This window comes from Sphingomonas carotinifaciens, from assembly GCF_009789535.1.
In the GTDB taxonomy this organism is placed as follows: Bacteria; Pseudomonadota; Alphaproteobacteria; order Sphingomonadales; family Sphingomonadaceae; genus Sphingomonas; species Sphingomonas carotinifaciens.
In genome coordinates this window covers 2608669-2631103 of the sequence record NZ_WSUT01000005.1, presented here as the reverse complement: position 1 = coordinate 2631103, position 22435 = coordinate 2608669, and the positions used below count along the sequence as shown (strand labels likewise).

Sequence of the window (22435 nt, the reverse complement as noted above, 5' to 3'; positions counted from 1 at the left end):
TCAGAGACCGAGGCGCGCCCGGTGTGCCGCCGCTTCGCTGGCCATGCGGATTGCCGCGATCATCGCGCCGGGTTCTGCCGCATCCATGCCGGCGATGCCGAAGGCGGTGCCGTGGTCCGGCGAAGTGCGCACGATCGGCAGGCCGAGCGTTATGTTCACGCCTTCATCGAAATGGAGCGTCTTGAGCGGCACCAGCGCCTGATCGTGATAGCAGCACAGCACCGCGTCATAGCGGGCGCGGGCGCGCGGGTGGAACAGCGTGTCGGCGGCGAGCGGGCCGGTGATGTCTATTCCCTCTGCCTGCAACTGCGCGATGGCGGGCTCGATGGCGTCGATCTCCTCGCGCCCGATCGCCCCGCTTTCCCCGGCATGTGGGTTCAGTCCGGCAACCGCGAGGCGAGGCTCGGCGATGCCGAAGTTGCGGAACAGACCGCGCGCGGTGGCACGCGCCTTGGCAAGCACGAGATCGACGGTGATCAGGCCGGGCACTTTGGCCAGCGGCACATGCGTGGTCATCGGCACGACGCGCAGCGAAGGGCCGGCGAGCATCATCACCGCATTGGCACCGGCAATGCCGCAGCGTTCCGCCACGAACTCGGTCTGTCCCGGATGGGTGAAGCCGATCTGGTAAAGCTGCGCTTTCGATACCGGTCCGGTCACCAGCGCGCTGGCGGCATTGGAGCGGACGAGGCCGACCGCCAATTCGAGTGCGTGCAGCGCGCAGCGCGCACCCTCCACATCCGGCCGACCGGGCGTGATCTCGCCCGCGTCCTCGACCGACAGGACGGGCAGCGCGTCGGGAAAGGCGGCAACCGCGGAGCGGATGTCCTGCACGACCGTGATCGGCCCGTTCCAGACGCGGGCGATGGCCCGGTCGTCGCCCACCGCCACGAAGGGCGGCAGGCCGTGTTCGTCACGCGCGGCCCAGGCCTTGGCGATGATCTCCGGCCCGATGCCGGCAGGATCGCCCATCGATACGGCCAGGGGCTGGATCACGCCGTCAGCGCCGATCAACGATATTCCACCACGGCGTCGCGGCGGAGATCGCGCATCTTCTGCTGCGCGCGCAGATTGACGCGCTGCTGTTCCAGTTGCTGCTGGACCTGATCGGGGCGGGGCAGCGAGCCGGTGGCGGGGGGATCGTCACGACCGCACAGCACAAGGGCGCGCACGCCGCTCTCGGCCGAGCCGAAGGGCGGGGTCGACTCGCCGATCTGCATCTTCAGCAGAATGTCCTGCAACTGGGGCGGCAATTGCCGGGCCGGCACGCCGTCATTGTCGACGACCTCCGCACCGATGGTCGCCGCGGTCTTGTTCACGTCGCCGCAGCCGCGGATCGTCTTGGTCACCTCGGCGAACTTGGCGGCGCGGGCGGTGGCCTGTGCCTGGGTCGTGCCGACGGGGAACTTGATCGTCAGCTGCTTGAGCGCCAGACGCGCGTCGCGCGGGTCGGAGGTCAGCACCTGGCGCTTGTCGACGAGGTACAGGATCGAGAAGCCGCCGGGGATCTCGATCGGGCCGGCGACCTGACCGATCTGCATCGACTGGGCCGCCTGGGCGAGCTCGGGCGGCAATTGCGCGGCACGCACCCAACCCAGATCGCCATCGACGCCGCGCGTCGACGCCTCCGAGAAGGTGCGGGCGAAATAGCCGAAGGGCTGCTGTCCCTTCTGGATCTCGGCCAGGATCTGGCGGGCATTGGCGAAGACCTGCGCCGAGGTCGCCTGATTGGCGGACAGGTAGATTTCGCGGAGGTTGAACTCCTCGGTGCCCTTGGCGGCTTCGAGGCGGTCAAGGATGCCCTTCACCTCTTCCTCGCCGACATTGACGAAGGGTTCGACGCGCTTGCGCAGATAGCGGCTCCACGCCAGCTCGCCCTCGATCTGGCGCTTGAGCGAACGCTCGGACGAGCCCACTTCGCGCAGATACTTGTCCATTTCAGCCGGCGTGCGGTTGAAGTTGCGCGAGACGCGGACATAGCTCTGGTTGATCTCGTCGGGCGTGACAGCGATCTCGGCGCTCTTGGCCTCCTGGATCTGCAGCGTCTCGTCGATCAGCTGGCGCAGCACCTGGAGACGCAGGCGCTCCTTTTCCTCGGCGGGCAGGTTGCCGGCCTGGTTGGCGGCCATGATCAGGCCCATGCGCTGGTCGACATCGGTGCCGGTCAGCACCGTGTCGTTGACCACCGCGGTCGGCTTGCGGACATTGGGATCGAGCTTGCCGAAGATCTGGAGGTTCGACGGAATGTCGAGGCCGCCGGTCTCCGGCACCGACCGGTCGGGCACCGTCTGCGCAATGGCGCCGGTGGCGGCCGCCGCCAGCATCAGGAGAACTGCGCCGCGCATGCCGCGAACGTTGGAACGAATTGGCTGCTTCACCGTGTCTGCTATCCTTATCGCACCCAGGCCGACGCCCTTACCCGCAAGGTACGTCGCAATTGTGGCGCGCTTTGCCTGCATCTTGCTGAATAGCGGCTTAGCGGCCGAGATTGGTGAACGCCAGCGTCAAGGAGTAGCTGTTGCCGCTGCGCGCGTCGCCGGTGTTGTTGTAGAAACGCTGCCACGCAAAGCCGAGCCGGACGCAGTCGTCCTCATATTGGAAGCCGACGCGGTGGCGGACGGGATCGAAGCCGCTGGCGGTCGACAGGGGGTCTTCGCGCCGGTTGGTCAGGTCGATCACCGCCGAGCCGAAGGCAGACCAGAAGCGGGCGAACTGGACCCGGCCGGCGACGCGGGCTTCCTCGCGGTCCTGCAGATCCTCGATGGAGGGGAAGATGTTGCGATCGAGCCGGAGATAGCCGATCTGGGCATAGGTCGCGCGCGAGCCGACGACCGCGTCGATCTCGTTACGGCGAACGGCGAAATTGTCCTTGTCCAGCCGGTAGCGGTGGATGACCGAGACCAGATCGCGGAAGCGCAGCTCGGTGCGCCCGACGAAATCCGACCAGCGATCCGACAGGCCGGTGCCGTCGTAAAAGATCGTCGGGCGGCTGTTCAGGCGATAACTCTGGCCGATCACCGTGTTGATGGTGAAGCCGGGCAGGGTGAGCGCCCATTCGCCGCCATAGGTGACGCGGGTCGAATCCTCGAACCGGTCATAGCCGGGGAAGCGGTTGAGCGCGAAGAGGTTGGAATCCTCCAGGTCGACGGCGCGGGCATCCTCGTTGGGGATTTCGATATTCTTCAGCTTGGGGCTGGCGACCACCTGCACGCGCGGGGTGAAACGCTGCGTCCCGCCGAACAGCTCGCCGATGAACGGCCACTTCACGTCGGCGGCCACCGCGCCGATCGCGCGGCCCTGGAACCCCTCCATGCCGCGATAGATGAGCGGGCTGCTGGCGATGTCCTGCGCATTGTACGCATCAGCGCGGCCATAGGCGGTCAGCGTCACCTCCTGCCCCCAGTTGGTCAGGCGGCGCAGGTCCCAGCGGGCGCTGGCAAAGGCGCGCTGCGTGTCCTGCCCGTCCGACCGGCTGATCGCGAGCGAGTTCAACTGGACCTGCACCTTGCCGCCGACCAGCCCGTCATCGAAACGGTAGCGCCAGTCGATCTCGGGCAGCGCGATCGGTTGCAGCCCCTGCCGGTCGTTCACCCGCAGCGTCTGCACGTACCAGCCGGTCAGCGCGAAATAGCTGTTGGTGCCGATCCTCTGAAGGCTGGCGGTGGTGCGCAGCCGGTCGTCGCGGGAAATGTCGTAGCGGCGCAGGAAGGTACGGTCGCTGGCCAGGCGCAGCGATCCGCTGAGGCTCCATTCCGGCGAGAACTGGTAGTGCCCGGTGCCGTCCAGATAACCGCGAAGCGCCATCGAGGTGTCGGTCGGGTTGGCAGTGGTCAGGTCGTCGCTGCGCCGGCTGACGGTGGCGTAGCCAGTGACGCGGAACGCACCCTGCGTGTCGAGCGACTCGTAGGTCGCCTGCATCATCGGCAACACGTCGCTGAACACGTGCGGCGCGACCATCAGGCCCTTGTTGGGGGCGAGGCGCCAATAATAGGGGGTCACCACCTCCAGACCGTTGACCCGGTCGAGGCGGATGTCGGGCGCCAGAAAGCCGCTGTCGCTGCCCTCGCCGATCGGAACCGACAGCTTGGGCAGGGGCACTGCGGGCAGGCCGAACAGGTTCATCCGCGCACCGCTGAAATAGACGCGCTGCCGTTCGGGGCGATAGGTGACACGAACCGCGGTGATCTTCCACGAGGGGTTCTTGGGGCAACCCTCCGAGGTCTGCACCGCGCATGGCGTATAGGCGGCGCGGTCGAGGTTCAGCGTGCCGTCCTCCTGCCGGGTGCCGCGCACCGCGGCGAGGCGGCCGCCCTGTTCGAGGACGACCAGCATGTTGTCGACCACGCCGCCTTTCAGCGAGTCGGTCAGTTCGATCTGGTCGCCATAGGCGATATCGCCTTCGGGATTGGTGATGGCGACATCGCCGTCCGCCACGACCTTGCCGGTCTTGCGGTTCCAGGTGACCGTGTCGGCGCGCAGCCGCTGCCCCTGGCGGGCCATGCGCACGTCGCCGGTAGCCGTGACGATGTCGGCCTCGGTGTCATATTCGAGCTGTGCCGCGCTGAACCGCACCTGATCCTCGGGCGTCGGCGCGCCGGGCGAGGCGGGGGCTACCGTGCCCTCGGCCGGTGGGGGAACGGCACGATCCTGCAGATCCTGCCCCGCAGCCGGCACGGCCGCCAAAAGGACGAGTGGGAGGGAGCAGCCAGCCAGGAGGTCGATACGCAACACGATTCAGTCGGTTCCATCTCTTGGCAGCATCGAGACGGAGCCGCCCTGACCGGCCCCGTGGCAAGCGACGCCTATCGCAAACCCGGAGCGCTCCTGCAATCGTGCGCTTGCCGTTAGGCGCAGACGCCCTAGATGGAGGCGCATCTTCAACGAAAGGTCCCCCATGCAGATCGCATTCGCCTCTTCCGTACCGAACGAGGGTGTTCTCGTCCTTCCCGTGGCGAAGGACGGCGTCGCGCAGGTGCGTTCGGATGCGGCGGGCGAGGGGCTGGCGGCGCTGGCCGCGACCGCGGCCGAGGCCGGGCGCTTCAAGGGCGAGGCGGGCACGCTGGTCGAACTGTTCGTGCCGCGGGACGGCGCGGTGCGGCAGGTGATCCTGGCGGGCGTCGGCGCCGGCAGCGAGACGGAATGGGCCAAGGCGGGCAGCGCGCTGTCCGCGCGGCTGCTGACCTCCGGCACCACCGCCCTGACGGTCGATCTGGGGGGGGCGCAGGCGACCCCGGCGGCCGTGGCGGCGTTCGCGACGGGCGCGGTGCAGCGCGGCTGGCGCTACGACGTCTATCGCACCACCCAGAAGGAGACGGCCAAGCCGACGCTGGGCACGGTGACGCTGGTGAATGCGCCCGATGGCGCCGAAGCGGCATGGGAGGTCGGGCTTGCGCTCAACGGCGGGCTGGCGCTGACCCGCACGCTCGTCACCGAGCCGCCGAACAAGCTGTACCCGGAAAGCTTCGTGGAGCGCGTGCTGCGCGAGGTGGAGGGGCTGGGCCTCGAAGTCACCGTGCTCGACGAGGACGCGATGCGCGACCTGGGCATGGGCGCGCTTTTGGGCGTGAGCCAGGGCTCGACGCGCGAGGCGCGGCTGCTGGCCCTGAAGTGGAACGGTGCGGGCGAGGGCGATCCGGCGCTGGCGCTGGTCGGCAAGGGCGTGACGTTCGACACCGGCGGCATCTCGATCAAGCCGGCCGCCGGCATGGAAGACATGAAGTGGGACATGGGCGGCGCGGGTGCCGTGGCCGGTGCGATAAAGGCGCTGGCCGGCCGCAAGGCGAAGGCCAACGTCATCGGCGTAATGGGCCTGGTGGAAAACATGCCCGACGGCAACGCCCAGCGCCCCGGTGACGTCGTGACGTCGATGTCCGGGCAGACGATCGAGGTCATCAATACCGATGCCGAAGGGCGGCTGGTGCTGTGCGACGCGCTGACCTGGGTGCAGAAGACGCACCGCCCCAGGACGATCATCGATCTCGCCACGCTGACCGGCGCGATGATCATCAGCCTGGGTCACGAACATGGCGGCCTGTTCTCCAACGACGATGCGCTGGCGGACAAGCTGCTGGCGGCGGGCAAGGCGAGCGGCGACACGCTGTGGCGCTTCCCGCTGGGCGATGCGTACGACAAGCTGATCGAAAGCCATATCGCGGACATGAAGAATGTCGGTCCGCGCGGCGCCGGATCGATTACCGCGGCACAGTTCCTGAAGCGCTATATCGACGAGGGTGTCGCCTGGGCGCATCTGGATATCGCCGGCATGGTGTGGGCCGACAAGCCCGGCACCTATCATGACAAGGGTGCGACCGGATACGGCGTGCGGCTGCTCGACCGGCTGGTCGCCGAGCATTTCGAAGGCTGAACGGGGGAGCGGCGTCGATGCAGGTGGACTTCTACCATCTGACCGCGGCGCCGCTCGACCGCGTGCTGCCGGCGGTCGCCGAAAAGGTGCTGGCCGGCGGCGGGCGATTGCTGGTGGTGTCCGGCGATGCCGAACAACGCGGGGCGCTCGACCGGGTGCTGTGGCTGCATCCGGCCGAAAGCTTCCTGCCGCACGCCCAGGCCGGCGACGGCGACGACCATGCGCAGCCGGTGCTGATCGCGGGTGACGTATCGCCGGCCAACGCCGCCCGGCACGTGGCATTGGCGGACGGCATCTGGCGTGACGAGGCGCTGGCATTCGACCGGGTCTTCCACTTTTTCGACGAGGATCGCATCCGCGACGCGCGGGGCGCATGGAAGGCGCTGGCCGAACGCGAGGGGGTGCAGCGCCGCTATTGGAAACAGAACGAGGCGGGGCGCTGGGAACAGGCGGCCTGAGCCACTCTCAAGCGCGGTTGCCAAGCCGGCGCGGGACGATTAGGGCGGCGCCACTTTTTCCCCGACCATCACAGGAGCAGCGTGACCGCCATGGCCGCGAACCGTACTTTCTCGATCATCAAGCCCGACGCCACCCGCCGCAACCTGACCGGCGCGGTCACCAAGATGCTGGAGGAAGCCGGCCTGCGCGTCGTCGCCTCCAAGCGCATCCAGATGACCAAGGAGCAGGCCGAAGGCTTCTACGCGGTCCACAAGGAGCGTCCGTTCTTTGCCGATCTGGTCAGCTTCATGATCTCCGGCCCGGTCGTCGTGCAGGTGCTGGAAGGCGAGAACGCCGTGCAGCGCAACCGCGACATCATGGGCGCGACCAACCCCGAGAATGCCGAGCCGGGCACGATCCGCAAGGAACTGGCCGAGTCGATCGAGGCGAACTCGGTGCATGGCTCGGACTCGGACGAGAATGCGGCGATCGAGATCGCCTATTTCTTCAAGCCGGAAGAACTGGTCGGCTGATGCACTGGCGGCTGCGACGGGCGGCGGCGGCGGATGCCGATGCGCTCGCGATGGTCGCAGCCGCCAGCTTTCTTGAGACCTTTGCGGGCGTGCTCGCCGGACCGGACATCGTCCGGCATTGTGCGGTGAACAGCGCGCCCGCCAAGTTCGCCACCTGGGCGAACGACCCCGCCAGCGTCGTGACGCTGGCCGAGCATCCCGAGGGTGCCGCGGCCATGGGCTATTCGGTGCTGACCGTGCCCGATCTGCCGATCCCGCCGGAGCCGGGGGATATCGAGCTTCGCCGCATCTATGCCCTGTCGGTTACCCGTGGCACCGGGCTGGGGGCAGCGCTGATGGCGCGCGCCGTCGCCGATGCGCGCGCGTCGGGCATGACCCGGATGCTGCTGGGGGTGCTGGGCCGTAACCGGCGCGCGCGGGACTTTTACGAGCGGCAGGGCTACGCGCTGGTGGGCGAGCGCCGCTTTCTCGTCGGCGAAACCTGGTATGACGATGTCGTCTACGGGCGTGCGATCTAGCGCTTTTTCCCTGTAGCGATGTGGCCCTACGGGGTCGGCTTTTCCCGCGCCCAGATCGCGTCGAGTGCCTTCTGGTCACCGCCCTTGCGATGCAGGCGCAGGTCCTCCAGCTTCAGCGTGCGGCCGCGCAGCATGCGACCTTCGGTGCGCCAGATGATGTCGTAGATCCCGGTCAGGCGGTGCGGTTCGTCGCCGGCGAAATATTCGATGGTCAGGAGGATGGGCAGGCGCCCGGTCTTGCGATCGTCGCCGCCATCCGTCGCCTTGAGCAGGGGATCAGCAAACCAGTCGGCCGCGATCGTCGCGCCGGAAATGGCGGTGCGACCCTCGACCCCAAGGTCGGAGGGGAAGGTCACGGCGATATCGCCCAGGCTGTGCGCGTCATCCTCGATCAGGGTCAGGGCGTTGCCGTTCGATGCCGGTTTGGCCCGAACGACGAAGTGCGCCTTGCCTGCCTTCTCGTCGGCCGCCGCCGCTGCGCGGGCGGCCCGATCGGCGCGCTTGTCGGACCAGTTGGTGTAGAGCGTCAGCCCGGCGATCAACAGGCCGATGACGGCGACCGCCTCCGCCAGCGTGATCCAGCGGCGGCGGGTGCGGGCCTGATCGGCTGTCTCGCCGCTCACCGGCCGCCGGCCTCCAGCAGGCGGGCAGGGGCGGTGAGTTCCCAGCCACGCGCCACCCGGTCCTCGATCAACGTCGCATCGCCATTTTCCAGGCGGCGCCAGCCATCGTCGGCACGCACCTCCACCGTCTCGCCATCGCACCGGACAAAGGGTGTGCCATCGACCAGGAAGGCGACCTGGCGGTCATCCGCACCTTCCTCGACCTCGGGCAGCAGCAGCGCGACGGCGCGGACCTTGGCGAGAATGTCGGTCATGAGCGGACGAACTCCGATAATATCCGGGGGTAGAGGCGATGTTCCTCGATCAGCACGCGCGCGGCAAGGCTGTCGGCATCGTCGCCGGGATGGATCGGTACCTCGGCCTGCCCCAGCACCGCTCCCGCGTCCAGCTCCTCGGTCACCACATGCACCGAACAGCCCGCCACCGCATCCCCCGCCGCGATCGCCCGCGCATGCGTATCCAACCCCTTGTATTTGGGGAGCAGTGAAGGATGGATGTTAACGATCCGGCCGCGCCAGTCGCCGACGAAGCGATCGGACAGCAGGCGCATATAGCCGGCGAGCGCGACGACCTCGACCTCCGCATGGCGGAGCATCGCGGTCATTTCCGCTTCGAAGGCAGGTTTGCCGATGCCTTTCGGGGAAAGTGAAAACGTCGCGATCCCCTGTTCGGCCGCCCAGGCGAGGCCGGGCGCGTCGGGCTTGTCGGAGGCGACCAGCACGACCTCATAGGGGCAGTCGGACCCTTGCGCCGCGCGGACCAGCGCCTGCATGTTCGAGCCGCGGCCCGACAGCAGGATGCCGACCTTAACCCGCATGCGTGCCCGTCCAGTCCGCCTTCGCGCTCCACGTGCCCGCCGATCCGCGCACCGTGCAGCCGCGGGCACCGTGTTCGACATGGCCGATCCGCTCGACCGTCTCGCCGGCAGCGGCCAGTGCCTCGGCCACCGCCTCGGCCTGCTCGGCGGCCACCACCACGGCCATGCCGATGCCGCAGTTGAAGGTCCGCGCCATCTCCTCCGGCTCGATCCCGCCCTGCGCCTGCAGGAACGCCATCAGGCGCGGCTGTGCCCAGGCGTCTGCCTCGATCACGGCATGCGCCTCGGCGGGCAGAACACGCGGAATGTTTTCCAGCAGGCCGCCGCCGGTGATATGGGCGAGACCCTTGATCCGGCGCTCGCGCAGCAGCGGGAGCAACGACTTCACGTAAATGCGCGTGGGCGCCATCAGCGTGTCGATCAGGAGGCGGTTCTGGTCGAAGATGGCGGGGCGGTCGAGCTTCCAGGCTTTGTCCGCGGCGAGTCGGCGCACGAGCGAGTAGCCATTCGAGTGGACGCCGGAGGAGGCGAGTCCCAGGATGACGTCGCCGCGCGTGATATCGCGCCCGGTCAGCACATTATCCCGCTCCACCGCGCCAACGCAGAAGCCGGCGAGATCATAGTCGCCGCCCGCGTACATGCCGGGCATTTCCGCGGTTTCGCCGCCGATCAGCGCACAGCCCGCCTGCTTGCACCCTTCCGCGATCGAGGCGACCACGCGCTCGGCAACGGCATTGTCGAGCTTGCCGGTGGCATAATAGTCGAGAAAGAACAGCGGCTCGGCACCCTGCACGATCAGGTCGTTGGCACACATCGCGACCAGATCGATGCCCACGCCCTCGTGCCGGTCGTGTTCGATCGCTAGCTTCAGCTTGGTGCCGACGCCGTCATTGGCCGCGACCAGCAGCGGATCGGTGAACCCCGCGGCCTTCAGGTCGAAAAAGCCGCCAAAGCCGCCGAGATCGGCATCGGCACCGGGGCGGCGCGTCGCCTTGGCAAGCGGGCCGATGGCGCGGACGAGCGCGTTGCCGGCGGCGATGGAAACGCCGGCATCGGCGTAGGTGTAGCTGGGCGTGCTGTCGGTCATCCGCGCCCGTTAGCCACATCGCGCTTGGATTTCCACGTCTGGTTCGCCAAAAGGCCGCGATGCGCCTGCGTGCCCCCGTTCTTCTCGCCTGCTGCGTGGCCGTCATGGGCCCGGCGGCCGTCCTCGCCCAGATGGAGGGGCAGGACCGCGGCGTCGCGCCCGTCGCCAACACCGGTGACTATGAGGTGAGCGGCGTCAGCGTCGACGTGGCGGGCAAGACCGCAGAGGCCGCGCGGCTGGGTGGCTGGCGCGTGGCGCAGCGCAAGGCGTGGGTCGTGTTGTCGCGCCGGCTGGGCGGCGGCGGTGCGATGGTGTCGGACGGAACGCTTGATTCGATCGTGTCCGGGATCGTCGTGGAGAACGAGCAGATCGGCCCGACGCGCTATGTCGCGAAGCTGGGCGTAACCTTTGACCGGACGCGTGCTGCCTCGATCCTGGGCATCTCCGCCTATGCCGACCGGTCGCTGCCCATGTTGGTGGTGCCGATGCAGATCTCGGGCGGCGTGTCGCAGGTGTTCGAGGGGCGTTCGCCCTGGCAACAGGCCTGGGCACGGTTCCGCACGGGCAACAGCACGATCGACTATGTGCGGCCGGCGGGCACCGGCCCCGACGCACTGCTGCTCAATGCCGGGCAGATCGGCCGTCCGGGGCGCGGCTGGTGGCGGACGATCATCGACCAATATGGCGCGTCGGACATCCTGATCCCGACGGTTCGCCTCTACCGGCAATGGCCGGGCGGGCCGGTGATCGGCGTGTTCCAGGCACGGCACGGGCCCGACGACCAGCTGCTCGGCACCTTTACCTTGCGCGTCGGCTCGTCCGCCGGGCTGGCGCAGTTGCTGGATACCGGCGTGCAGCGGCTGGATGCGATGTATCAACGCGCGCTGTCGAGCGGGGCGCTGCATCCCGACGCCAGCCTGAGCCCGCCGCCGGCGCCCGAGCCTGTGATCGACGACGATGCGCTGGGCGACGAGCCGATCGAGGGGCTGGACGCCGCAATCGCCGCGACCACGGGGGCGGGCATCGCGGTGACCGTGCAGTTCGACACGCCGAGCGCCAGCGCGGTCGCCAACACCGAAAGCCTGGTGCGCTCGATACCCGGCGTGCGGCAGGCGGCGACCTCCAGCCTAGCGCTGGGCGGCGTTTCGTTGATGCGCGTGACCTATGACGGCGACCCCGCTGCGTTGCGGACGGCGCTGGAAAGCCGCGGCTATCAGGTGATCGGCAGCGGCACGACGCTGCGCATCCGCCGGGCCGCACAGATACCGACGCCGGCGGTGCCGGCCGATAACGGAATTACCGGATGAGTCAGATGGCCCTTCCGCTGGTATGGCCGGCGGACCCGCGTTCGGACGCGTTTCTTATCACCCCTTCCAACGCGCATGCCGCGCAGATGCTGGACCGTTGGGAAGGCTGGCCGACGCGCACCGCCGTGCTGACCGGGCCGCGCAAATCGGGACGGTCGCTGCTGGCGCGCATCTTTGCGGCGCGCAGTGGCGGGACGATCATTGACGATGCCGAGCGCCTGCCCGAAGCGCAGATCTTTCACGCCTGGAACCGGGCGCAGGCGGAAGGACGGCCGCTGGTGATCGTCGCGGATGCCGCGCCACCGGTTTGGGCGGTCAAGCTGCCCGATCTCCGCTCGCGCCTCGCCAATTCGACGCTGGCGGAGATCGACGCGCCTGACGACGAACTGATTCCGCTGCTGCTGGATCAGTTATTCACCCGCCGTGGATTGTTTGCCGGCCCCGACCTGATCGAATGGTTGGCGACGCGCATCGAGCGCAGTCATCTGGCTGTCATACGCACCGTCGATATGCTCGACCAGCAGGCCATGGAACGTCAGAAGCGTTTGTCCATTCCCCTTGCACGAGCCACCCTGACGGAGGCCGGCCTGATCGCCGACCCCTGACCCGACAAGCGAGACCCGATGACCCGCCCCGCGCATATCGCCAAGATGGCCGAACCGGACGACGATCCCTTCGTACCGGAGCCGAGCGGGCGGTACTTCAACCGGGAGCTGTCCTGGCTCGCCTTCAATCGCCGCGTGCTGGAGGAGGCCTGCAACAGCGCGCATCCGCTGCTCGAACGGTTGCGCTTCCTGTCGATTTCCGGGTCCAATCTCGACGAATTCTTCATGGTCCGCGTTGCGGGCCTGAAGGGCCAGCAGTCGCAGGACGTCGGCCAGCGTTCCGTCGACGGGTTGACGCCGGGCCAGCAGTTGAGCGGCATCGTCGCGGAGGCGGATGCCCTGCTCGCCAGCCAGCAGGCGGTGTGGGGCGACCTGCGCCATTTGCTGGATGATGCAGGCATCTTCGTGCTGCGCCGCGATGCGATCGACGGCGAGGCGCATGGCTGGCTGGAGACGCATTTCCGCGAGCAGATCTTTCCCATATTGACGCCACAGGCGCTGGACCCGGCGCATCCCTTTCCCTTCATCCCCAACAAGGGGCTGTCGATCATCTTCGACCTGACGCGCGTGTCGGACGAGGAACCGATCATGGAGCTGGTGATGCTGCCGGCCACCATGCCGCGTTTCGTGCGGATGCCGGGCGAACCGTCGCGCTACATCTCGATCGAGGCGATCGTGCGGCGTTTCTCGGCGCAGCTTTTTCCGGGCTATGTGGTGAACGGGTCGGCCACCTTCCGGGTGTTGCGCGACAGCGATATCGAGATCGAGGAAGAGGCGGAGGATCTGGTCCGCTACTTCGCCAACGCCATCAAGCGTCGCCGCCGTGGCCGCGTGATCCGGCTGGAAATGGAGACGGGCATTCCCGACAGCCTGTCCGCGGTGTTGCGCGACGAATTGGGCGGGTCGGACGCGATCATCACCGAGAGCGGCAATCTGCTGGGTATCGGCGACCTCGATATGCTGGTCGACGAGGATCGGCCTGATCTGAAATTCCCATCCTTCTCGCCGCGTTTTCCCGAGCGTATCCGGGAATTCGCCGGCGATTGTTTCGCCGCGATCCGCGCCAAGGACATCGTCGTCCATCACCCGTACGAGACGTTCGAGGTGGTGATCGCCTTTCTGAAGCAGGCGGCCGCCGATCCGGATGTCGTCGCGATCAAGCAGACGCTGTACCGAGCGGGTAAACAGTCTGCGATCATCAATGCGCTGATCGCCGCGGCCGAGGCGGGCAAGTCGGTGACCGCGATCGTGGAACTGAAGGCGCGGTTCGACGAGGAGCAGAACCTGTATTGGGCGGCCGCGCTGGAGCGCGCCGGCGTGCAGGTCGTCTATGGCTTCATCGACTGGAAGACGCATGCCAAGGTGTCGATGGTGGTGCGGCGCGAAGGCAATGCGTTTCGCACCTACTGCCATTTCGGTACCGGCAATTATCATCCGGTGACCGCGCGTATCTACACCGATCTGAGCTTCTTCACCGCCGATCCGGCGCTCGGGCGCGATGCGGCGCGGATGTTCAACTACATCACCGGCTATGTCGAGCCGACGCATATGGAGCGCGTCAGCCTGTCGCCGCGCGACCTGCGCGCCAACCTGATGGCGATGATCGATGACGAGATCGCCAATGCACGCGCCGGCAAGCCGGCGGGCGTGTGGGCCAAGATGAACTCGCTGGTCGACCCGGCGATCATCGAGAAGCTGTACGAGGCGAGTGCGGCGGGCGTGGAGATCGATCTGATCGTGCGCGGCATCTGTTGCCTGAAGCCGGGTGTGGAGGGGCTGTCCGACCATATCCGTGTGAAGTCGGTCATCGGGCGCTTCCTGGAGCACAGCCGGATCTGGGCGTTCGGAAACGGCAAGGCGCTGCCCAATGACGGGGCGAAGCTGTTCATTTCGTCGGCGGACTGGATGCCGCGCAACTTCGACCGGCGGGTCGAATATATGCTGCCGATCCTGAACCCCACGGTACACGACCAGATATTGGATCAGGTGATGGTCGCGAACCTGCTGGACAATGAGCAGAGTTGGGAATTGGAGCCGGATGGCCGCTACGTCCGTGACGAACCGGGGGACAGACCGTTCAACCTGCATCGCTATTTCATGACGAACCCCTCGCTTTCCGGGCGCGGCGCGGCACTGGAGTCGCGTGATGCCGTTCCAACGCTTTCGCTTCGCCGGCAGCGCTGAGCCGATGACCAAAGCCGCAAGCCACGCGGCGCCCGCACCGGCGCCGCGAACCGCCATTATCGACATCGGATCGAACTCGGTCCGCCTGGTCGTCTATCAGGGCCATGCGCGGTTGCCCGCGATCCTGTTCAACGAGAAAGTCATGGCGGGGCTGGGCCGGGGACTGGCCGCGACCGGTGCGATCGAGCCGGGGTCCCTCGCCAAGGCGCAGACGGCGCTGCGCCGCTTTGCCGCGCTGGCCCGCGAGATGAAGGTCGATACCGTCCGCACGGTCGCCACCGCGGCGGTGCGGGACGCGGCCAACGGCCAGCAATTGATCCACTGTGCGCACGAACTCGGCCTGAAGGTCGAATTGTTGTCGGGCGAGCAGGAGGCCAAGGGGGCGGGCGAGGGCGTGCTGTCCGCCATTCCGGAGGCGGACGGGATCGTCGGCGATCTGGGCGGGGGCAGCCTGGAACTGGTGCGGGTGCGAGGCGGGCAGGTGGGCGACCGGGTGTCGTTTCCGCTCGGCGTGCTGCGCATTCCAGCGCTGCGCGAAAAGGGGAGCAAGACGTTCGAGCGGCATATCGCGCGGCTGGTGGACGAGGCCGGATGGGAGGGCGCGGGCAGGGGCCTGCCCTTCTATCTGGTCGGCGGATCGTGGCGCGCACTGGCCCGGCTGGACATGGGGCTGGCGGAATATCCGTTGCCGATCATCCATCATTACGCGCTGACGCCGACCGATGTGGCGCGGCTGGGGCGGACGATCCCGCATCTGAGCAAGCCGCGGCTGCGCGGCGTGCCGGGGCTGTCGTCCGGGCGTGCGGCGACGCTGGCGGATGCGACGGCGCTGCTGGGCGTGTTGTTGCGGCATCTGGGGAGCAGTACGACGATCGTATCGGCCTATGGTCTGCGGGAGGGGTTGTTGTTCGGTGCGTTGGACGCGGAGACGCGGGCGCTCGACCCGCTGATCGTCGGGGCTCGGGAAGAAGGGCGACTGCTCGGTCGCTTTCCCGAGCATGGCGACCTGTTGCAGGCCTGGATCGCGCCGCTCTTCCCCGCCGACGCGACCGCCGACGCCCGGTTGCGCCATGCGGCATGCCTGCTGGCCGATGTCGGCTGGCGTGCCAATCCCGAATTCCGGGCCGAGCGCGGGGTGGAGATCGCGCTGCATGGCAATTGGGTGGGGATCGACGCGGTCGGCCGCGCGATGCTGGCGCAGGCGCTGCACACAAGTCTGGGCGGTGGGCTGGACGTGCCGCATCCGCTGGCGCAGTTGGCGAGTCCGGCGCAGTTGAAGGCGGCGACGCTCTGGGGGCTGGCGATCCGGCTGGGGCAGCGGCTGAGTGGCGGGCTGGCGGGGCCGCTGGAGCGGTCGTCGGTGACGCTGTCCGAAGAGGCGGTGACGCTGGCCCTGCCGGCGCAGGACACCGGCTTCTACGGCGAGGCCGTCGAGCGGCGCCACGGCGCGCTGGCCAGCGGCCTGGGGCGCCGGGCGGTGCTCGCCGAGGCCTGAGCGGCGTCCCTCAGCCGCAGCGCAGGCGGGTGACGATGCCGCCCGCGTCGGTCTCGACGTTCAGCCGATCGGGGCGATAGTCCATCGTCACCATCGTATCGGGGCCGATGACCCGCAGCGCGCGTGCCCCGGTCCGCTTCAGGACGGCGGCTTCGCCGGCCGGGGCCCAGGGCTTGCCGACAAGGTCCTGCGCACGATCGGCGCGGCATGCGCCGCCCTCGGGCGTCGTCGCGCAGCCGGCGAGCAGCAGCAGGGCGACCAGCGACCGGGCGATCATTCGGCTTCTCCCTCGGTGCGGACCATCTTCAGCTTGCCGTTCTTCACCACGAAGCCCAGCCGCCCCTCGACCAGATCGAGCGCGTCCCGGCCGAACTGGTCGAAGCGCCAGCCGGTGAGCATCGGCAGGTCCTCGCGCACGCCGGCGGCGAGCAGTTCCAGCTCCTCCGACCGGGCGAGCAGGCGCGAGGCGACGTCGATGTCACGCGCGCGGATCTTGAGCAGCAGCTTGAGCAGGTCGGCGACCAGCGAGCCCTCCTTGCCGAGACCGGGCTTGCGATCGTCGCGCGGGGGCATCTCGTCGGCGGGCAGCGGCTCGGCCCCCTCGATCGCGGCCATCAGGCGGCCGCCAATGTCGTTGCCGGCCCAGGTGGCGGACAGGCCACGGACGCGGGCCAGATCGGCCTGCTTGCGCGGCGGATGTCCGGCAAGGTCGCCCAGCGTCTCGTCCTTGACGATGCGGCCGCGCGGCAGATCCTTGGCCTGCGCCTCCAGCTCGCGCCAGCGGGCGAGCGCCTTCAGCCGGCCGAGCACGTCCGGCTTGCGGCCGGAAATGCGCACGCGCTTCCACGCCAGATCGGGATCGTTGGCATAATGGGCGGGGTCGGCGAGCCGCTCCATCTCCTGGTCCAGCCAAGCGCCGCGGCCGGTTTTCTTCAGGCGCTCCAGCATCTTGGGAAAGATGCTCGACAGATGAGTGACGTCGCCGATCGCATAATCGACCTGGCGCTGGTCGAGCGGGCGGCGCGACCAGTCGGTGAACCGTGCGCCCTTGTCGACCTGAATGCCCAGCCAGCTGTCGACGAGGTTGGAATAGCCGATCTGTTCGCCTTGCCCCAGCGCCATCGCCGCCACCTGCGTGTCGAACAGCGGGTGCGGCGTCTTGCCGGTCAGGTTGTAGATGATCTCGATGTCCTGGCCGCCGGCATGGAAGACCTTCAGCACATCCTCGTTGTTGACCAGCAGGTCGAGCAGGGGGGTCATGTCGAGCCCCGGCGCCATCGGATCGATCGCGGCGGCCTCGTTGGTGTCGGCGATCTGGATCAGGCAGAGTTCGGGCCAATAGGTGCTTTCGCGCATGAACTCGGTGTCGACGGTGACGAAGTCGGCATCGGCGAGGCGGGTGCAGAGATTGGCGAGCGTCGCGCTGTCGGTAATCAACGGGTGTACGTGCATCCGATTGCCCATAGACGGCTCGCGCGGGTTGACAAAGAGGGGCCGGACAGGAAAGCGGCCGGCTTTCCACTTTGCTTGTCAGAGATCGCGATCATGCACGCCTATAGAACCCACCATTGTGCCGCGCTGGCCGCTCCCCAGGTCGGCGAAACCGTTCGCCTGTCCGGATGGGTGCACCGCAAGCGCGATCATGGCGGCGTGCTGTTCATCGACCTGCGCGATCATTACGGCATCACGCAGATCGTGGCGGACAGCGACTCGGCGGCGCTGCCGGTGCTGGAGGCGGTGCGCGTCGAGTCGGTGGTGACGATCGACGGCGTGGTGAAGGCGCGATCGGGCGGCACGGTGAACGCGAAGCTGGCGACCGGCGAGATCGAGGTGTTCGCACGCGGCGCGACCGTACTGTCGGCGGCCGAGGAATTGCCGATGCCGGTGGCGGGCGAGCAGGAATATCCCGAGGATATCCGCCTGCGCTACCGCTTCCTGGATCTGCGCCGCGAAACGCTGCACGCCAACATCGTGCGCCGTACCAAGGTGATTTCCGAGATGCGCCGCCGCATGGAAGCGGTGGGCTTCACCGAATATTCGACGCCGATCCTGACCGCATCGTCGCCGGAGGGCGCGCGCGACTTCCTGGTGCCGAGCCGCATCCATCCGGGCAAGTTCTACGCGCTGCCGCAGGCGCCGCAGCAGTACAAGCAGTTGCTGATGGTCGCGGGCTTCGACCGCTATTTCCAGATCGCACCGTGCTTCCGCGACGAGGACCCGCGCGCCGACCGCCTGCCGGGTGAATTCTACCAGCTCGACCTGGAGATGAGCTTCGTCACGCAGGAAGAGGTGTGGGAGACGATGGAGCCGGTGATCGGCGGCATCTTCGAGTCCTTTGCCGATGGCCGCACCGTGACGCCGAGCGGCGAGTTTCCGCGGATCGCCTATGACGAGGCGATGCTGAAGTACGGCAGCGACAAGCCCGATTTGCGCAACCCGCTGATCATCACCGATGTGTCGGCGCATTTCACCACCTCGGGCTTCGGCCTGTTCGAGAAGATCGTGGGTTCGGGCGGCGTGGTACGCGCCATCCCGGCACCGGCGACCGCGGACAAGAGCCGCAAGTTCTTCGACGAGATGAACGAATGGGCGCGCGCCGAGGGGCATGCCGGCCTTGGCTACGTCACCCGCAAGGGCGGCGAGTTCGGCGGGCCGATCGCCAAGAACCACGGCACCGAAGGCATGGAGGCGATCTATGCCGCGCTGGGGCTGGGACCCGATGACGGGCTGTTCTTCGCGGCGGGCAAGGTCGAGCAGGCGGCCAAGCTGGCCGGCGCGGCACGCACCCGCGTCGCCGATCAGCTGGGGCTGATCGAGAAGGACGCGTTCCGCCTGTGCTGGATCGTCGATTTTCCCTTCTACGAATGGGATGAGGACGCCAAGAAGGTGGAGTTCGCGCACAACCCCTTCTCGATGCCGCAGGGCGGGATGGACGCGCTGGATGGTCAGGACCCGCTGACCATCAAGGCCTATCAATATGATCTGGTCTGCAACGGCTACGAGATCGCATCGGGATCGATCCGCAACCAGAGCCCGGAGCTGATGGTCAAGGCGTTCGAGCTGGTCGGCCTGTCCAAGGCGGATGTGGAGGAGCGCTTCGGCGGCCTGTACCGCGCGTTCCAGTATGGCGCCCCGCCGCACGGCGGCATGGCGGCCGGCGTCGACCGGATCGTCATGCTGGTATGCGGCGCGCAGAATTTGCGCGAAATCTCGCTGTTCCCGATGAACCAGCGTGCCGAGGACCTGCTGATGGGGGCGCCCAGCCTGCCGTCGAACGCACAGATGCGCGAGCTGAGCCTGCGCACGACGGCGACCGGGCCCGAGGTCGACAAGACGGTGGCGCCCAAGGCGGGCTGACCCGTCAGGCGCGGCGATGCTGGACGATCAGTTGCAGCCGGCGGCGGCGCCCCGGCTGGTCCGCAGCCTGGGCGTCATGGGCGTGCTGTTCCTGACGCTGTCCGTGGCGACGCCGGCATCGTCGGTGTTCGTGATCGTGCCGGGGATGTTGCAGGTCGCCGGCACCGGCGCGGTGTGGGCGATGATCCTGGCCGCGATCGTGTGCGTCGCCACCGCGTTCATCTATGCCGAATTGTCGTCGGCATGGCCGGTGGCGGGTGGCGAATATGTCGCGGTGGCGCGCACGCTGGGGCCGCTGGCCGGCTTCGTAATGCTGGGCGTCAACGTCTTCAACAACCTGCTGTTTCCACCCGTGGCGGGACTGGGGATCAGTGCGGTGCTGGCAACCGTGATGCCGGGTCTGCCGGCGGTGCCGGTGGCGGCGGCGGTGGTCGCGGCCTCCACGCTGGTGGCGCTCCTCAACATCCGGGTCAACGCCTTGGTGACGGGCGCGTTTCTGGCGATCGAGGTGCTGGCGATCCTGGTCGTGGTGGGACTGGGGTTCGCCGACTGGGTGCAGGATGCCACACGCTTCCTGACCGCGCCGATGATGCCGGCGGCGAACGGGCTGGTGCCGGCCAGTCCGGCGAGTATCGGGCTGGCGGCATCGATCGCGATCTTTGCGCTCAACGGCTACGGCGCGGCGGTGTATTTCGGCGAAGAGATGCTGGATGCGCCCCAGCGTATCGCCAAGGCGATCCTTGCGGCACTGATACTGACGCTGGCGTTCGAGGTGGTGCCGGTGATCGCGCTGCTCGTCTCGGCACAGGATCTGGGCGGCGTGCTGCGCCACGACGATCCGTTCGGGCAGATGGTGACGGCGCGGGGCGGCAGCGCGCTTGGCGCGGCGATGGCGCTGGGGGTGGTGGTGGCGATCGTCAACGCGATCATTGCATGCATCCTGGCCTGCGCGCGCTTCTTCTACGGCACCGCGCGGGATCGCAGCTGGGGCGCGCCGGTCGACCGCTGGATGGCGAGCATCCACCCGCGGCTGGGATCGCCCGTCATCGGTACGCTGGTCGTCGGCGGGGTCGGGGTGCTTTGCTGTTTCCTGCCGCTGACGCTGCTCCTGGTGCTGAGCGGAACCGGGCTGGTGGCGATCTATGCGGGCATCGCGCTGGCCGCGATCGTCGGGCGGCGGACGGGGGCCACGGCCCATGCGCCGTATCGGATGCCGCTCTATCCGCTGGCGCCCATCATCACGCTGGTGGCGCTGGGTTATATCGTGTGGACGAGCTGGCTGGATCTGGAGGAAGGGCGCCCCGGCCTGTTGATGACCGGGGCGCAGATCGTCGGCTCGGCGGCCTATTACTGGTTCGTGCTACGCCGCCGAGGGAGTTGGCCGGTGCAGGACTGAGATATCAGGCGGCCTCGGTCCAGGCGGGCTTGAACGCGCCATCGTCTTCCATGACGTGCAGGATGCCGTCGGCGATCGCAAAATAGGCGCCGCGCAGCTTCAGCGTGCCGGCGTCCTCGCCCTTGGTCACGAAGGGGAAGGTGCGCAGATTCTCGATCGAGGTGCGCACCGCTTCCAGTTCCATCGCGCGGGTCGCCTCGGCACCTTCCAGATGCTCGGCCTGCACCTTTTCGCGCGCGCCGTCGAGCAGATGGACCCAGTCGGCGATGAAGCCGCCTTCACCCGGCTTGGCATCGGCAAAGCCCTGCGTCAGCGCCGCCTGGCAGCCGCCGCACTTGCCATGGCCCATCACCACGACTTCCTCAACCTTGAGCTGGGTCACCGCGAATTCGAGCGCGGCCGACACGCCGTGATGCCCGCCACCGGTCTCGAAGGGGGGAACGAGCGCGGCGACGTTGCGCACCACGAAGATCTCGCCGGGCAGCGTGTCGAATACCTGTGCGGGATCGACCCGGCTGTCGGAGCAGGCGATCACCATCACCTTGGGGCTCTGGCCTTCCTTCAGCTCGGACCAGCGCTCGCGCTGACGACGCCAGTCGGCGGTGCGGAAGCGGCGATAGCCATCAACGAGGTCGGAAAAGTCGGTCATGATCACTCCCGGAATTGTAACGCATGATGGCGAACACGTTAGGACCGAAGCGGTTCCGAATCGATCCCGGGACGGGTCGCCATTGTGTCTCGCCGATCACATCGCTATTTCGCGATGCATGAACGAGATGACCCCGTTGGCCGCGCCGCCGCGCGCGCGCAAGCCCGATTGGATCCGTGTGAAGGCCCCGACCTCGGTCGGCTTTGCGGAAACCAAGCAGCTCATGCGCCGCCTGAACCTGGCGACGGTCTGCGAGGAGGCGGCCTGTCCGAACATCGGCGAGTGCTGGACCAAGAAGCACGCGACGGTGATGATCCTGGGCGATACCTGCACCCGCGCCTGCGCCTTTTGCAACGTGAAGACGGGGATGCCGCGCAAGGTCGATCCGCTGGAGCCCGAGCATGTCGCGGTGGCGGCGGCCGAGATGGGTCTGCAGCATATCGTCATCACCAGCGTGGACCGCGACGACCTGCCCGATGGCGGCGCGTCGCAGTTCGTGAAGGTCATCCAGGCGCTGCGTCGCAACACGCCCTCGACCACGATCGAAATCCTGACGCCCGACTTCCGCAACAAGGCGCAGGCCGCGGTCGAGTCGATCGTCGAGGCGCGGCCGGACGTGTACAACCACAATCTGGAAACCGTCCCCAGGCTGTATCCGACGATCCGGCCGGGCGCGCGCTATTACGCGTCGCTGCGTCTGCTGGAGAGCGTGAAGCGGCATGATCCGTCGATCTTCACCAAGTCGGGCGTGATGCTGGGGCTGGGCGAGGAGCGGCTGGAGATCCATCAGGTGATGGACGACATGCGCTCTGCCGACATCGATTTTCTGACCATGGGCCAGTATCTGCAACCGACGCCGCGCCACGCCAAGGTCGCCGAGTTCGTGACGCCCAAGGCGTTCGACGCCTATGCCGCGATCGCGCGGGCCAAGGGGTTCCTGCTGGTGGCGTCCTCGCCGCTGACCCGGTCGAGCTATCATGCGGGCGACGATTTCGCACGGCTGCGCGATGCGCGGGCGGCCAAGCTGGCCGCGGCCAGGCCCCAGGAGGTGAGGGCGTAACG

Annotated in this window: 21 protein-coding genes; 11 read left to right on the top strand and 10 right to left on the bottom strand. The window is 67.8% G+C overall.

All coding sequences use genetic code 11. The features are described from left to right. The 3 genes from pdxA to GQR91_RS14275 all read right to left on the bottom strand — a co-directional run bounded on the left by pdxA (position 1) and on the right by GQR91_RS14275 (position 4731). Positions 1-1014, bottom strand: a complete 1014-nt coding sequence (gene pdxA, locus GQR91_RS14285) for a 4-hydroxythreonine-4-phosphate dehydrogenase PdxA (protein WP_260173229.1) — start codon at positions 1012-1014, stop codon at positions 1-3. Next, on the bottom strand, positions 1011-2345 hold the full coding sequence (locus GQR91_RS14280; protein ID WP_149683455.1) for a peptidylprolyl isomerase: 1335 nt from the start codon (positions 2343-2345) through the stop codon (positions 1011-1013). The genes pdxA and GQR91_RS14280 overlap by 4 nt, the downstream gene beginning before the upstream one ends. A gap of 130 nt (positions 2346-2475) precedes the next feature. Continuing rightward, positions 2476-4731, bottom strand: a complete 2256-nt coding sequence (locus GQR91_RS14275) for an LPS-assembly protein LptD (RefSeq protein WP_149683437.1) — start codon at positions 4729-4731, stop codon at positions 2476-2478. Between the two features lie 163 nt (positions 4732-4894). Between GQR91_RS14275 and GQR91_RS14270 the strand changes: the two genes are divergently transcribed. The 4 genes from GQR91_RS14270 (at position 4895) to GQR91_RS14255 (ending at position 7853) form a co-directional block, all read left to right on the top strand. Then, the gene (locus GQR91_RS14270) at positions 4895-6364 is read left to right on the top strand and encodes a leucyl aminopeptidase (RefSeq protein ID WP_149683436.1); all 1470 of its coding nucleotides are present in this window, start codon (positions 4895-4897) and stop codon (positions 6362-6364) included. A gap of 17 nt (positions 6365-6381) precedes the next feature. Beyond that, entirely contained in the window at positions 6382-6822 is a 441-nt protein-coding gene (locus GQR91_RS14265) for a DNA polymerase III subunit chi (RefSeq protein WP_149683435.1), read from the top strand. Positions 6823-6912: 90 nt separating this feature from the next. Next, on the top strand, positions 6913-7335 hold the full coding sequence (ndk, locus tag GQR91_RS14260) for a nucleoside-diphosphate kinase (protein WP_112383601.1): 423 nt from the start codon (positions 6913-6915) through the stop codon (positions 7333-7335). After that, entirely contained in the window at positions 7335-7853 is a 519-nt protein-coding gene (locus GQR91_RS14255; protein WP_162853781.1) for a GNAT family N-acetyltransferase, read from the top strand. The genes ndk and GQR91_RS14255 overlap by 1 nt, the downstream gene beginning before the upstream one ends. A gap of 26 nt (positions 7854-7879) precedes the next feature. Here GQR91_RS14255 and GQR91_RS14250 read toward each other — a convergent pair whose 3' ends face one another. From GQR91_RS14250 to purM, 4 genes are read right to left on the bottom strand one after another with little or no spacing between them, the layout of a single operon-like run. After that, positions 7880-8476, bottom strand: coding sequence for a hypothetical protein (locus GQR91_RS14250; RefSeq protein WP_235904171.1), 597 nt, complete (start codon positions 8474-8476; stop codon positions 7880-7882). Then, complete coding sequence (locus GQR91_RS14245; RefSeq protein WP_149683434.1) at positions 8473-8730, bottom strand: hypothetical protein; 258 nt, start codon at positions 8728-8730, stop codon at positions 8473-8475. The genes GQR91_RS14250 and GQR91_RS14245 overlap by 4 nt, the downstream gene beginning before the upstream one ends. Next, the gene (gene purN, locus GQR91_RS14240) at positions 8727-9293 is read right to left on the bottom strand and encodes a phosphoribosylglycinamide formyltransferase (protein ID WP_149683433.1); all 567 of its coding nucleotides are present in this window, start codon (positions 9291-9293) and stop codon (positions 8727-8729) included. Before purN ends, GQR91_RS14245 begins: the two co-directional genes overlap by 4 nt. Then, a complete protein-coding gene (purM, locus tag GQR91_RS14235; protein WP_149683432.1) occupies positions 9283-10380 on the bottom strand; it encodes a phosphoribosylformylglycinamidine cyclo-ligase in 1098 nt (365 codons plus the stop codon). Before purM ends, purN begins: the two co-directional genes overlap by 11 nt. Positions 10381-10439: 59 nt before the next feature. On the opposite strand from purM, the gene GQR91_RS14230 reads away from it, so the two are divergent. From GQR91_RS14230 to GQR91_RS14215, 4 genes are read left to right on the top strand one after another with little or no spacing between them, the layout of a single operon-like run. After that, entirely contained in the window at positions 10440-11687 is a 1248-nt protein-coding gene (locus GQR91_RS14230; RefSeq protein ID WP_149683431.1) for a heavy-metal-associated domain-containing protein, read from the top strand. Then, a complete protein-coding gene (locus GQR91_RS14225) occupies positions 11684-12292 on the top strand; it encodes an HdaA/DnaA family protein (RefSeq protein ID WP_149683430.1) in 609 nt (202 codons plus the stop codon). The genes GQR91_RS14230 and GQR91_RS14225 overlap by 4 nt, the downstream gene beginning before the upstream one ends. A gap of 18 nt (positions 12293-12310) precedes the next feature. Next, entirely contained in the window at positions 12311-14476 is a 2166-nt protein-coding gene (locus GQR91_RS14220) for an RNA degradosome polyphosphate kinase (RefSeq protein ID WP_149683429.1), read from the top strand. A 4-nt stretch (positions 14477-14480) separates the two neighbouring features. Next, complete coding sequence (locus GQR91_RS14215; protein ID WP_149683428.1) at positions 14481-15971, top strand: Ppx/GppA family phosphatase; 1491 nt, start codon at positions 14481-14483, stop codon at positions 15969-15971. Between the two features lie 10 nt (positions 15972-15981). Here GQR91_RS14215 and GQR91_RS14210 read toward each other — a convergent pair whose 3' ends face one another. Beyond that, the gene (locus tag GQR91_RS14210; protein ID WP_149683427.1) at positions 15982-16248 is read right to left on the bottom strand and encodes an I78 family peptidase inhibitor; all 267 of its coding nucleotides are present in this window, start codon (positions 16246-16248) and stop codon (positions 15982-15984) included. Further along, a complete protein-coding gene (gene rnd / locus GQR91_RS14205) occupies positions 16245-17423 on the bottom strand; it encodes a ribonuclease D (RefSeq protein WP_149683426.1) in 1179 nt (392 codons plus the stop codon). Before rnd ends, GQR91_RS14210 begins: the two co-directional genes overlap by 4 nt. A gap of 93 nt (positions 17424-17516) precedes the next feature. Between rnd and aspS the strand changes: the two genes are divergently transcribed. After that, on the top strand, positions 17517-19328 hold the full coding sequence (aspS, locus tag GQR91_RS14200; protein ID WP_149683425.1) for an aspartate--tRNA ligase: 1812 nt from the start codon (positions 17517-17519) through the stop codon (positions 19326-19328). A gap of 16 nt (positions 19329-19344) precedes the next feature. Next, entirely contained in the window at positions 19345-20724 is a 1380-nt protein-coding gene (locus tag GQR91_RS14195) for an APC family permease (RefSeq protein ID WP_235904170.1), read from the top strand. A gap of 4 nt (positions 20725-20728) precedes the next feature. On the opposite strand, the gene GQR91_RS14190 is transcribed toward GQR91_RS14195, so the two are convergent. Beyond that, on the bottom strand, positions 20729-21373 hold the full coding sequence (locus GQR91_RS14190; RefSeq protein WP_149683424.1) for a carbonic anhydrase: 645 nt from the start codon (positions 21371-21373) through the stop codon (positions 20729-20731). Positions 21374-21491: 118 nt separating this feature from the next. Between GQR91_RS14190 and lipA the strand changes: the two genes are divergently transcribed. Continuing rightward, positions 21492-22433, top strand: coding sequence for a lipoyl synthase (gene lipA / locus GQR91_RS14185; RefSeq protein WP_162844019.1), 942 nt, complete (start codon positions 21492-21494; stop codon positions 22431-22433). Positions 22434-22435: the final 2 nt, after the last annotated feature.